This window comes from Terriglobales bacterium, from assembly GCA_035567895.1.
Classification (GTDB): Bacteria; Acidobacteriota; Terriglobia; order Terriglobales; family Acidobacteriaceae; genus Gp1-AA112.
In genome coordinates, this window is the sequence record DATMPC010000022.1 from 206,959 (window position 1) to 219,282 (window position 12,324).

General features: G+C 57.5%; 13 protein-coding genes. 1 reads left to right on the top strand and 12 read right to left on the bottom strand.

The genetic code is table 11. The annotated features are described in order from the left end of the window. Nucleotides 1-42 precede the first annotated feature (42 nt). The 9 genes from VNX88_06725 to VNX88_06765 all read right to left on the bottom strand — a co-directional run bounded on the left by VNX88_06725 (nucleotide 43) and on the right by VNX88_06765 (nucleotide 7,570). On the bottom strand, nucleotides 43-504 hold the full coding sequence (locus VNX88_06725) for a DUF1801 domain-containing protein (protein HWY68340.1): 462 nt from the start codon (nucleotides 502-504) through the stop codon (nucleotides 43-45). 130 nt (nucleotides 505-634) lie between these two features. Continuing rightward, nucleotides 635-790 (bottom strand): hypothetical protein, encoded by a 156-nt coding sequence (locus VNX88_06730; protein ID HWY68341.1) that lies wholly within the window; start codon nucleotides 788-790, stop codon nucleotides 635-637. A gap of 12 nt (nucleotides 791-802) precedes the next feature. Further along, nucleotides 803-1,372 carry an SRPBCC family protein gene (locus VNX88_06735; protein ID HWY68342.1) on the bottom strand — a complete coding sequence of 190 codons (570 nt, stop codon included), beginning with the start codon at nucleotides 1,370-1,372 and terminating at the stop codon, nucleotides 803-805. 9 nt (nucleotides 1,373-1,381) lie between these two features. Beyond that, nucleotides 1,382-1,540, bottom strand: a complete 159-nt coding sequence (locus tag VNX88_06740; GenBank protein HWY68343.1) for a hypothetical protein — start codon at nucleotides 1,538-1,540, stop codon at nucleotides 1,382-1,384. Nucleotides 1,541-1,550: 10 nt separating this feature from the next. Next, a complete protein-coding gene (locus VNX88_06745; GenBank protein ID HWY68344.1) occupies nucleotides 1,551-1,949 on the bottom strand; it encodes a VOC family protein in 399 nt (132 codons plus the stop codon). Nucleotides 1,950-1,964: 15 nt separating this feature from the next. Next, entirely contained in the window at nucleotides 1,965-2,321 is a 357-nt protein-coding gene (locus VNX88_06750) for a metalloregulator ArsR/SmtB family transcription factor (protein HWY68345.1), read from the bottom strand. 195 nt (nucleotides 2,322-2,516) lie between these two features. Beyond that, on the bottom strand, nucleotides 2,517-5,081 hold the full coding sequence (locus VNX88_06755; GenBank protein HWY68346.1) for an ABC transporter permease: 2,565 nt from the start codon (nucleotides 5,079-5,081) through the stop codon (nucleotides 2,517-2,519). A 111-nt stretch (nucleotides 5,082-5,192) separates the two neighbouring features. Beyond that, entirely contained in the window at nucleotides 5,193-5,687 is a 495-nt protein-coding gene (locus VNX88_06760) for a prolyl oligopeptidase family serine peptidase (protein ID HWY68347.1), read from the bottom strand. Next, the gene (locus VNX88_06765) at nucleotides 5,594-7,570 is read right to left on the bottom strand and encodes a DPP IV N-terminal domain-containing protein (GenBank protein HWY68348.1); all 1,977 of its coding nucleotides are present in this window, start codon (nucleotides 7,568-7,570) and stop codon (nucleotides 5,594-5,596) included. The genes VNX88_06760 and VNX88_06765 overlap by 94 nt, the downstream gene beginning before the upstream one ends. 63 nt (nucleotides 7,571-7,633) lie before the next feature. Between VNX88_06765 and VNX88_06770 the strand changes: the two genes are divergently transcribed. Continuing rightward, on the top strand, nucleotides 7,634-8,842 hold the full coding sequence (locus VNX88_06770; protein HWY68349.1) for an amidohydrolase family protein: 1,209 nt from the start codon (nucleotides 7,634-7,636) through the stop codon (nucleotides 8,840-8,842). A 65-nt stretch (nucleotides 8,843-8,907) separates the two neighbouring features. On the opposite strand, the gene VNX88_06775 is transcribed toward VNX88_06770, so the two are convergent. The 3 genes from VNX88_06775 to VNX88_06785 form a co-directional block, all read right to left on the bottom strand. Further along, nucleotides 8,908-9,102, bottom strand: coding sequence for a hypothetical protein (locus VNX88_06775; protein ID HWY68350.1), 195 nt, complete (start codon nucleotides 9,100-9,102; stop codon nucleotides 8,908-8,910). A gap of 302 nt (nucleotides 9,103-9,404) precedes the next feature. Next, on the bottom strand, nucleotides 9,405-9,806 hold the full coding sequence (locus VNX88_06780; GenBank protein ID HWY68351.1) for a DUF1801 domain-containing protein: 402 nt from the start codon (nucleotides 9,804-9,806) through the stop codon (nucleotides 9,405-9,407). 1,114 nt (nucleotides 9,807-10,920) lie between these two features. Then, complete coding sequence (locus VNX88_06785; GenBank protein HWY68352.1) at nucleotides 10,921-12,111, bottom strand: metallophosphoesterase; 1,191 nt, start codon at nucleotides 12,109-12,111, stop codon at nucleotides 10,921-10,923. Nucleotides 12,112-12,324: the final 213 nt, after the last annotated feature.

The following is a 12,324-nucleotide window of genomic DNA, read 5'->3' on the forward strand; positions in this document are numbered from 1 at the left end:
GTCGCCTGTAGGGCAAGACCGTTCTTCGTGATTTGATAAACGCTAGTCGGCGCTCTTGCTGGTGGCTCGCCGGGGCTTCGGCTTGGGCTTCGGATTGCTTTTGCCCTTGAGGTTGAGCGCCACTGCAGCGCGGATGAGATCCTTCAAGGCCCCCTCATCGACCTTGTCGCCTTCGTGGATATCGATAGCGCGCCTGACATTCCCATCGAGGCTGGAGTTGAATAGACCTGAAGGGTCCTTCAACGCAGCTCCCTTGGCAAATGTCATCTTAACGACGTTCTTGTGCGTCTCTCCCGTGCAGACGATGCCGCCGTGGGAAAAGACCGGTGTTCCGGGGTTCGTTGGTTTCACCCACTTCCACTCTTCGACGATCTCAGGGTCTGCCTGGTGGATGATTCCGCGGACTTTCGCGAGCGTCTTCCCGCGCCAGTCCCCAAGTTCCTTAATCTTCTGGTCGATGAATGCAGAGGCAGATTCCATTGGGACGCTCCTTTTCTTCTTCATGTACAGCTCCAACTCTCGCACGTATTTTAGCTGCGCTCATCGTCGCGTTCGCCGGACTTCCCGGCGCGACAGCGTATGCATATCACGGCGCCGATTTTTTCCAAATCAATCGTCGAACCACTTGGCCTTTCTACATCCAAAGCCCCGTAAGGGCCATTATAGGAACGAAGACATAACGAGTCGGAGGAGCGTACTGTGGAATTTTGTCGAACGGACTATAGATATAGCCGATGATCGGAATGCTAAAGATGAGGTGAATCCAGCGAAAAATCGTACGTTGGTTCATGATTCCCTCCATTCACGAGTTTTGAGACGTCTTCGGCCAGTTGGGCATTGGGATGCCGAATTGCTGGGCGTACTCCTTGTGCAGCCGCTGCCAACCATCGAACTTCATGGCTTCGCCGCCAGCGATGCGGCCGATGGGAGTTCCGCTTAGAAGGTGATCCAGAACGTCGAAGCAAATGTGCCACCCGGCAGCACCCATTGCGATGAAGCGGCGATCGAGACTGTGCCACATCGTCAGGCGCGTGCCGCCGGCAAAGGGTTCGAGTTCCCAACGAGTATTGGCGTCACCCCAGTTGTACTCCAGCACCTTGGGAGCGTCGGCTCGCGTGATTTTTATCTCGGTCTGCGCACTGGTAGCTCCCAACCAACTGAACTTCACTGTGGTTCCAGCCGTACCCAGGTTTCGATCCGCTTCAAAGGGTGCCCACTCGCGCAGATGCGCCGGCTCGGTAAGCGCGCGCCAGACTTTTTCCGGCTTGTGGAGCAGTTCTCTGGTGAGAATGAGCGTCCACAGCTCTCCGTCTTTCTTTACCACCTGCGCCCCGCTGGCCGGCCCCGGTGTGTACTGCGCGCGATCGCTCATCTTTTTCTCCTAGTCGTCTTTGTTTCCGTTTTTATTTGGGTTGATGGGCTCTACCCGGTCGAGGTAGCGTTCGAGAGCATTTATGAGAGCAGACCAGAACTGACGGAACTGAGCCAGCCAGGGATCCCGTTCCTGAGGTCTTTCACTGTAGTGCTCGCGATCGCTCACCTTCTTCTCCTTAACGCGAATAGCGTGCCAACTGGGTGAGCTGAATGAGGTTGCCGCAGGTATCTTTCAGCATCGCAATCGTCGAGCCGGTCACGTCGGTGGGCGGCATCGTGAACTCGGCGCCGCGGGCCTTGATCCGCTCATAGTCGCCCCTGACGTCGTCGGTGAAAAACATGGCCGCGGGCTGGCTCTGTTGAAAGATCGCCTGCTGATACGCTTTGGCCGCGGGGTTGTTGTTTAACGCCAACTGCAGCTCAGTGCCGTCCGGCTCCTCCGGCGAGGCCACGGCCAGCCAGCGATATGGGCCCTGACTGCAATCGGTCTTCTTGGCAAAACCCAGTACCTCCGTATAGAAGCGCAGGGCTTTGTCCTGATCATTCACATATACGCTGGTCACTTTGATTTTCATTTCGTTTCTCCTTGCTCACATCCGCAGTTTAGACCGCGTCTTCCTTTTCTTTGGTGTTGATTGATCTTTATCCATGCGATCGAGGTGGCGTTCGAGCGCATCCACGCGAGCGGACCAGAAACGGCGGAACTGAGCCAGCCAGTCATCGACTTCCTGAAATGGTTCAGGCTTCAGTCGGTAGAGACGGCGCTGTGCGTCCACCGTAGACTCCACGAAACCGGCCTCGCGCAGCACGCGCAGGTGTTTTGACACGGTCGGCTGCGGCATACGGAGTTGACGCTCGATCTCTCCCACCGACTGTTGTGACGAGACCAGCAGGCTCAATATCGCGCGGCGGTTCGGCTCCGCAATGATTTCGAACACAGATCCCACGGCTCTGTATATACTCCACAGAGAATATACGTGTCAAGGTATATAAAGAGAAGATTTTTTTAAAGAGTGCGTGATTCGGAATCGTCCGCGTCAATTAGAAGAGTTGCTCAAGACGAAGGCACCCTGCCGAGTCACTCTGGACTCCGGTTTACGCACCTAGACCAACCGGAATGAAGGGTGCGCCAGCGTCCGCGATCACGCGTTCCGCAGTGCCACCATCGGCTCTACGCCGGCAGCGCGCCGGGCCGGGATCGCCGACGCCAGCACCGCGGCCAAGCCGAGCGCTAGTACAGCCAGTGCGAGCATAATCGGGTCCCATGGCTTAACGCCGAACAACTGAGTCGTCATCAACCTGCCGGCCCCAATCGCTGCAGGAATGCCGATTGCCAGCCCGATGCCTATCTGGAGGAAGGCGCCGCTCAGCACCATTTTTGTGACCTGCGCGCGATCTGCCCCCAGCGCCATGCGAAGGCCAATCTCGCTCGTCCGCTGCTCCACCATGTAGGACAGAACTCCATACAGCCCGACCGAAGCAAGGATCAGCCCAAGCGCGCCGAAGAGCGAGGTGAGCGTCGCGATCATCGTTTCCTGCTGGAAATCATTGCTCAGGACTTTGGTGTATGGATCGACGCTGTAGAGAACAAGATTCGGATCGACGCTCGCCAGAGCCTTGCGCACGCGGTCTTCCATGCCCGGCGGATTTCCCGGCGCCCAGATCACAAGGTTCTCCAAGTAGTGCGACGACGTTTCCCCACCCGCGAAGGCTGGATCGTCATACTTCACAATCTGCGCTTCCGCCCCCCAGAACATCGGGCGCGCCGGCTCTTTCATCCCCCAAGTCATGTAGCGGATGTCTCTCGCGACACCGACAATTTCGTAAGTTGCGGAATACTTGATCCTACCGACCCCGAAATGCTGTCCGATCGGGTTCTGGTCTTTGAAGAACTTCTTCGCAAACGCTTCGGTGATCACGGCTACATTCCGCGTCGCCGCTGTGTCGTCGTCGGTAATCGGCCGACCAAGCAAGATCTTGGCGCCGATAGTCTCGAAGAAGTCCGGCGTTATTGTGGCCCACCCTGATCCTGTATCTTCCTTAGCTGGAGGTTCAGGCCGGCCCTCCACGCGAATGCCGGTGTTCCAGCTGTCACCCGACATTGGGGCGTAAAGCGCAGCCGTCACCATCCGCACGCCGGGAATCTCGCGCAGGCGATCGTTGATCTGCCGAAACAGCGGATCCAACTGTTCCAGCTTGTAGTTGCCCAAATGAGGGTTGATCGAAGCAAGGTACCGGCCCTGCGTCTCGAATCCAAAATCCTGATGCTGCAAGTTCCGCAGACTCTGTCCGAGCAGAGCCGCAGCCGAGAGCAGCACCACGGAGACCGCTCCCTGCGCGATTACCAGGGACCTCTGCGCCCACGATCGACCGCCTCCTACCGAGCGGTTTGCCCCACGAAGCGCCTCCACCGGATCAGCATTCGAAGTCACCCATGCCGGCGCAATTCCGAAAATGATTCCCGTCAGAACGGATATAGCCAGTGTGAACAGCAGCACAGGCAATGATGGAGTTGCGCTGATCGGTACATAGTTATTAGGTCCGCCGTTCTCGAAAGCCAGACGCAGAATCAACCTTGTTCCGGCGTACGCTACAGCGATGCCCAGGGCCCCACCCATAGCTGCGAGCGTGACGCACTCGACGAACGACCTGCGAACGATTCGCGCTCGCGACGCGCCCAGCGCTACTCGGATCGAGGTTTGCGCGCGATCTTTCAACCCACGCGCCAGCATCAGATTCGCCAAATTTCCGCACGCGACTAGCAGCACGCATCCCGCAGCAATCAGGAGCAGCTTCAGTCCATCCTGGTACTCGCTCCGAAGGGCTGTCACTCCACCGCCGCCGGGAACCAGATGCAGCGTTTGCTGCTGCCAGAGTTGCTTCTCGCCTGGCTCCATATCGGGAACGTGGCCGGCCAGCCAGTTATGGAATTCCACCCGCAGCTTCGCTTCGAGCGACTTGGGATCCACTCCTGGACGCATTCTTCCGAGCAGGTCCAGGAAGTTGGCCTGTGGCCGCTTCAGCCGCGCCGTCGATCCCTCGATCAATAACTCGGTTGTCACTGGCAGCCAGAAATCCGGCATGCCCCACCCCGCCAGCTTGGCTCCGAAAAATCCGGGCGGAGCCACGCCAATCACGTTGAAAGGATGCCCATTGATCTGGTAGCCGGCCCCGACCACGGAGGGATCTGATCCATACTTGTCGTGCCATATGCGGTAGCTCATCACCGCCACTGGCGGCGCACCCTCCTTATCATCCTCGTCCGTCATCAGGCGGCCGATCCACGGCTGCACGCCGAGGGTCCGGAAGAAATTCCCAGACACATACTCCCCATTGCGCGTGTCTACCGGCGCCTGCGATCCGACTCTGCGGACGCCAAGAGGAGCATTGCCGGCCTGCAGCGCTGCCAGATCGACGAACTCTGGTGTATGCGCGCGAAAATGCTGGTAAGCCTCCCACGAGAACAACGCAAAGTCGCCGTCGTCACCCTGGGTGTAGCCTCCCCAGTTGCAGCAGCGATCTTTATCGCCGATCCGCCACAGCTCACCCGGCTTCGCGACCGGCAGCGACTTCAACATCACCTGGTGCACCAGCGTGAAGATCGCCGTCGTCGCTCCGATCCCTAGTGACAGTGTGATCAGAGCTGTCGTGGTAAATCCAGGGGCCTTCCGCAGCTGTCGCATCGCGTCCCGCAAATCCGCCAGCATTCATCCTCCTCGAATGAAATTTTGACGCAGCTCGCGCAAGTTGGTTATGGAAAAGTTTTCGAGGTGTTCTGGATGCCGGCCCCTTTCATCGTCGAGGAGTGCGGCAGTCACCTAAGGCGCTGAAGCCGAAACAGCAGATTGATGTATCTGGTATTCATGTGGCGGCTCGACGCCGAGCAGGTAGCGCACGAAGTAATCCCAGCGCCGACGCATCATGTAGTTGCTCGCATTGCCATAGCCGTGACGCTTGTTAGGAAGCATAAGGAGATCAAAGTCCTTGTTGGCTTTGATCAACTCGTCCACTACGAGCAGCGTGTTGTACGGCGGCACATTGTCATCCATGGTGCCATGTGCCAGCAGCAGATGTCCCTTCAGGTTTTTCGCCAGCGGCTGATTCGCCTGGCGGGAATAGTTTGACGTTCCATCCGGATTCTTTGTCAGGAGACCCATCCACTTCTCCGCCCAATCGTCTTCATATTCGCGGTTGTCGTGATTTCCCGATTCGGAAATACCTACCTTGAAGAAGTCGGGATAGCGGAACATGGCGTCGGCGGCGGCGTATCCGCCTCCTGAATGGCCATAAATGCCTGCGCGGTCGAGATCGATCCACGGATATCGTTCGCCAGCTGCTTCATTCCCGCAACTTGATCGGGCAGCGTGTTGTCGCCCAGATCCTTAGCGTAGAAGTCGTGGAAACTCTTCGAACGCAGCGGATTCCCCATACCGTCAAGCTCGATCACCACGAATCCGAGCTCGGCCAGCGCCTGCGCATCGCCTCGAGCGGCAGAAAACGAACGGCTGCCCACGCTGCCTCCCTGCGGACCCGGATAAATATGGTTCACGATTGGATATTTTCGGCTTGCATCAAAATTCGTCGGCTTGAACATAAGCCCGTACAGATCGGTCTTTCCATCGCGGGCTTTCACCGTAAATGGAATCGGAGGCTTCCATCCTGCGGCTACGAGCTTCGCAACGTCGGCTTTCCCTAAAGTAGCGATCACCTTGGCATTACGGTCCCGCAAAACGCTGATGGGAGGCACATCAGGCTGGGAATAGCTATCGACAAAAAACTTTCCGGAAGGGGAAAACGATACTTCGTGATTTCCCGGTTCAGGCGTGAGCAGCGAGATTTTCTTTCCGTCGAATCCCGCGCGGTAGAGATATGCAAAATACGGATCGCTTCCCTTTTCGCGTCCCACGGCCAGGAAGTAGATCTCCCGGTTCTTTTCATCAACCTGGAGCAACTGCGTCACCGCCCATTCGCCGCTGGTGATCGCGTTCCTTAGGTTCCCTGTCCCGAGGTCGTATAGATAAAGATGCCCCCAGTTGTCGCGCTCCGAGTACCAGATCACCTCGTTGGAAGATGGAAGATAGCGCCAGCTCACCTTACCGGCGCCCGATTCGTAATATGTCGGTGCCGTCTCTTGCATCACGTCGCGCACAGTTCCGGTATCCGGATCGGCAACACGAAGTTGCTCCTGCTTGTGATCGCGCGAGGTCGAGACAAACGCCACGTGTTTGCCGTCGGGACTCCACTGCACATCGCTCCATTCGCCGCCTCGGCAAACGAGGTGATCGCAGAGCGAGCCGCGATGCTGGTCAGGCGGCATCTGCAGGCGGATGACTCGCGGACCTTCCACGTCGACGATCACACGCTGAATCATCGTGACCACCTCGTCGCCCGGCAGGGGATACTTCCATGCCTGCAACACCGGATGTCCCACTTTGGTCCGGACCAGGTACATCTCGCCAACATTGCGTTGGTCCTGCTGGAAGGTGGCAATGTGCTTCGAGTCGGGAGACCAGACCAGGATGGCGCGATTGCTGTGCGTCCATCCCGCGTTGTCGGTGGCGTAGCCGAAGTCCTTCACGCCATCAGTCGTCAGTTGCGTCTCCTTGCCGCTGGCGAGATCGCGCACCCAAAGATTCCAATTGCGGATGAACGCCGTAAGCTTGCCGTTCGGCGACGGCACATCGAGACGAGGAGGCAGCGCACCTTGCACAGGCGGAAGCGCGGGCTCCCCCTCGAGCTCCCCGCCTCCTTCGGCGGCGCACTGCGTGCCCTGCACGTCGCATTTCCAGCGCTGTCCCTTCAGGTTGAACTCGACTGTTTGCTCATCGGGTGAAAGTTCGACTTGCTCAAATGGCAGGTGCTTCGCTTCATAGCTCGCATTGGCAGCGGAGGAGAGCGCGGCAGCCAGCTTGGAGTGCTCAAACAACATAGACCGCTTCCCTGTGGCTGCGTCCACGACAACGAATTCGTTGCCTTCAGGAGTAGCATCGCGAAACCAGAACCGATCGTCTTTTAACCACGACGGACGGACCGTCCCAAACACCAGGCGAGTCGTATTGGCAGGTATGAATTTCTCGGCTCTGCCATAGTCAGTCACAGCCACTGCCGGAGCGGAGTTCAAACTCTGGGCAAAAGAAATTCCCAGCACGAGGGAGCAAGAGAAGCTTATGAGTACAAATTGGCGGATTCGGAGCATGCGCATAGTCGCACAACCGAATCAAGATTTCAGAGCCCCTTCCCACGTGCGAGAATCTCCCGCATGCTTCGCTTCCGATTCGTACCCATCCTGCTGCTGTTCTGCGCTTCCGCTGTGGCCCAGGAGCGCACCATCACCATCCTTACTGACAAGGCCTTCGACGGGCGCGGCGGCGTACTGCGAAATGCGCGCATCCAGGTTCGCGGCGACAAGATCGTCTCCGTGGGCAAGCAGACTGGTGCGCCAACGCCGGCAACTTACGATCTGCGGGGATTGACCGTGTTGCCGGGCTGGATCGATAGCCATGTCCATATCACCTGGCATTTCGGACCGAATGGGCACTTCGGCGAAAAGAACGAGCCGCCGGAGCGAGCCACGCTGGAGATGGAGGGTAATGCCTGGCGGACGCTCATGGCCGGCTTCACCACCGTGCAGTGCCTGGGATCGCCCGAGGACAAGCCGTTGCGCGACGCGATCAACAACGGCGTCGTGCCGGGACCGCGGATTCTTACCGCAATCACTCCCCTGACCGACGAGAAGCTGACTCCCGACCAGATCCGCGAGTTCGTGCGCAAGGTAAAGGCCGATGGCGCTGACGTGCTCAAGATCTTCGCATCGCGCAGTATCCGCCAGGGTGGCGGGCAGACGCTCAGCGATGAGCAGCTCAAGGCCGCATGCGACGAAGCCCGCGCGCAGGGTCTGCGCTCGGTAGTGCACGCGTACAAGAGCGCGGTAAAGGCGACTGCCATTGCCGGTTGTACCGAAGTGGAACACGGCAGCCTCACGACCGATGACGATCTGAGAGAGATGGCGAAGGATGGAACGTGGTTCGATCCGCAGGTTGGGCTGGTGATCCACAACTATCTCGACAACAAAGACAAATTCCTCGGCGCGGATGGGTACACCGAAGAAGGTTTTGCCAAGATGCAGGAGGTATTGCCGTTGAACGCGGCAATGTTCAAGCGCGCTCTGGCCACGCCCGGATTGAAGATCGTCTTCGGAACCGATGCGGTTGCAGGCGCTCACGGCCGCAACGCCGAGGAGTTCATCTATCGCGTCCGCGACGGCGGGCAAGATCCGATGGCAGCCATGGTCTCGGCCAATTCGCTGGCTGCACAAGCCATGGAACTGGATAAACAGATCGGCTCGCTCGCTCCGGGAATGCAAGCGGACATCATCGCTCTCGACGGAGACCCGAAAAGCGACATCACTGCGGTTAGGCGGGTTGCGTTCGTGATGAAGGGTGGAGTTGTTTACAAGAATAGCCGCTAGCTGTAGGCTGGGCTGGCCCTCCCTGTTCCCGTTTTGGTTTTTGTGCGCGGGACGCACCCGCAGTTTCATTTCTGAATGGTCAGTCTGAACACGTAGATGCATACAACGATGACGGTAATCCATAACAAGGGATCGCCGAAATAGAAGATTAACGCGCCTCGCCCGGTGGTCTTGGTCCTGAACGCCATGACGAAGCTGGCGTACAGGAGCACCACAAACGCTGCACCCAATGCGGTCAGACTAGCTTTCACGTAGATCACAGGATCGTTCCTTCCCACCCCCTTCGCTGGCACTGGGGATTACCACTATCCAACCGTTTATTCTTGCAAGTGCATGCGAATTGTGGAAGAGGAGCCTTCGTGAACATCAAGGCATAGCCGTGTCGAACGAACGGGTTTGACGGGTGGCCGGGTGCGCCACCCGTCAATACGGAAATGGGAATTTTCTGGTGGCAAGTTCCGAGTAGCCCGTTATTCGCCCACGATCATCAAACCGTATGCGACATATCGTCACTAATCTGGAGGTCCACCTCCGCGTCACTCTCCCAAAGTGTTTCTCTGAGCTAGCGGTTTTCGACTCGCTCCTTTATATCCGAGTACGCCGCATCGATGAGCCTGTTTAGCGCCGCCGCGTTTGTGCCCGTTTCAGGTCTCAGCTTCACATGGCGCATGAACTTGCCGGTGCCTTGCAACAAGCGGGCAGGATCCGGCAGCGCTGCGCCATGAAAGAAGCCCACGTTTACGTGCGAAGTGAATACATCGACGTAGCCGAAGGGCGCATCTCCCAAACACGCAACCGGACAGCCGTCATGCAAGAGCTCCCGGACTTCGTCCCCGCATTTTCGCATCACCTCAAACCACTGATGCGCGATGGCTCCCAATCCAACTACATGCTCCTTCATCCACGCATCGATGGCGGGATCCCGCTCGACAGCGCCGTTGAATCGCAGCAATTGCGTTCTCATCGTCGCTCCAGTTTCCTGCTTTCGAGATCTGTAGTTACGTGGCACCCTTACCTTCCCTCCAGTACGGATGGCCAGCCTTTTCCCATTTCGGTTGTTTGCATTGAGACCTCCAGATAAAGGCTGGACGGGGCGCACTCTTCGCAATTGTCTTAGTTTCCTTGGACGGGTGTCCCACCCGCCTCAAGGGAGGACGCTATAAAGCAACCGCCAGCCCTTCAGTCTCTTCGCGTCCGCACTTCTTGCAGCGGAATCTTTGGGAGTTTTGCCCGAACGGGCTAGATTCCTTCTCGCCGCCACAAATCGAGCACATCATCAGGGCTTTTGGTCTGTCTAAAGACCAGCCTCGATCTCGTTCCTGGTGGGTAACTTTCCCTAAATGAATTTCATCAAGGGTGACCGGGAAGTGATCGCCGCAAGCGAGGCACTCAGTCCGGTGTGGCGCTTTTGGTGGCTTGTCCTGAAAAGCGGGACTGTTCGCGTCGAGCAGAACGAAATGATGTCCGCAGTAGCCAAAGAAAACAAGTTCAGTCGGTTTCTTGATCACGGAAGTGTCCCCCCCGTTATGTTAGACCTCCTGCCTTACGAGCGGTTGGCCTTAGCAGAATGGAGCGGCAGAAAGCCAATTTCCCAAGTCGCATGTCGTCGGGTGGCACACCCTAATTAGATTTGATTTCCGCGTTACGATACCCAAAATATGAGTGCCGCACCCTTTGCGGGTTTTTCAAAGAGTGCGTGATCGGAATCGTCTGTGTCATCAGAAGAGTTACTCGAGACGAAAGCACGCTGCAGATTCAGTCTGGACTTGCATACATTCCCGTTTGTGCACCCTGCGAACACCGCGCAGACCGGGGTCCCCAGCAACTCGAGTTTGTTGCTGGGGTGGGAGACCGGGGTCCCCAGAGACACGACTTTGTCGCTGGGGTGGGAGAGTGCGGCACCCACACTTAGGAGTCCCAAACAAAAATCAACCTAGACCAGACCGGAATGAAAGGTGCGCCACCTATCCGATGCCAAGCAGAGTGCTCCAGATCTGTCCGGGAGATGTGTTTGCTCTTGACATCGCCTCTTTTAGAACCCGCCCAGACCTTTGATGCCGAGTGTGTCCAGCTTAGTTTCAGGAATATGAGACGGAGGCCGAATCTGCCAGTTGCCTATTTCCGGTCTGTTCGCTCACCTGAAAGAATTGTGTATCTACCTGCGCCTTCGTTGCTTCGAGCAGCAGATAGCCATACTCCTTAATGCCTTTGTCGAAGGTCACTCCCGGCATAATCTGCTGACCGTTGGCGGCCGATACCGCCTGGAGTCCGCGGCCTCCACAGCCGGCGACCAAATAGGGAATCTTCCGGGAGGCGCCGTTTTCCTTCACCGTACGCGTATGTCGTTGGTAGCTGTGCGCGTGCCCGGAGATCACCATATCCGGCCAGATGCCGGCTTGCTTGCAGGCTTTGTCCATCTCGTCGAGCATGGCTGGACTGCCGGAGTGTCCGCCGCCGTTGCTGTAAGGTGGGTGATGCGTCAGGAAGACGAGCCCCTTGCGGCTCTTCTTTCGAGCAGTGACGATGGTCTTCAATGTCGCTTGAAACCAGTCAATCTGAGACGTGTCGGGCTTCGCGGCCGATCCTCCCTCAAGGAATCCGGGACCTTCGGCGAGATTCGAGTAGAGTCCAATCACATCGAGAAATGGAGTCTGCAGCCACCAATACACCCCCGGCTGTTGAACCGTCTGGCGCAGAATGCGCGCTCCTGCCGCTGCCTGCGGCGTAGATCCGTCTGGGGCACAGAAGTTCGTTTGAAATGCGGCCAGCGACTTGGGATCAGTCTCGGCGAAGATTTCACCATCGTGGTTTCCCGGAATGGCAATGATCTTTCCCGGATAGTGCGCGTAAGGACGATAGAACTCATCCCGAAAGAGATTATCCTTGTGCATTCCGTAGATCACATCGCCCAAGTGAATAAAGCAGGCAGGGCTCGCTCCCGGGTTACGGGGATCGTAATCTTCGGACATGCAGTTCGACACCGCTTCAGCCGCCTGACCCTGCACCCTCCCGGTATCTCCGGTAAGGTGAAAGCGGATTGCGTTAGCCGCGGTAATCGCCGTTTCGCCATCGGCGCCGATGACTTGGCTCAACGGAATTACTCCATCTTTGTTGGTAAGGCGAGGGATCGGTCCGAGTTGTTGGCGCGCCCAATCAACTAGCTGCACATTCTTGCCGCGCCCCGTCGATTGTGGGGTTACCAGCGTATGTGCAAATCGGGACGGAGCCTTCTTCACTACAGCCTTCTTCACTACAGCCTTCTTCACCATGAGGTCCTCCTTGCAGGCGTGCTGCGCTATTTTGGGAATTGGAAATCGGTAAGCTGAGAGGCGGCGCGGAGTATCTCACCAACGGCAAGCAAACGCAAGGAATAAAACACGCTGAAACAGAGAATTAATTCCCAAAGAGGGACGAGCGGGAAGTCAGACCCGGGCGGCCTGGTCTTTTCCGTTTTGGACTCCCGGAAAAAGGGGGGACTGGCG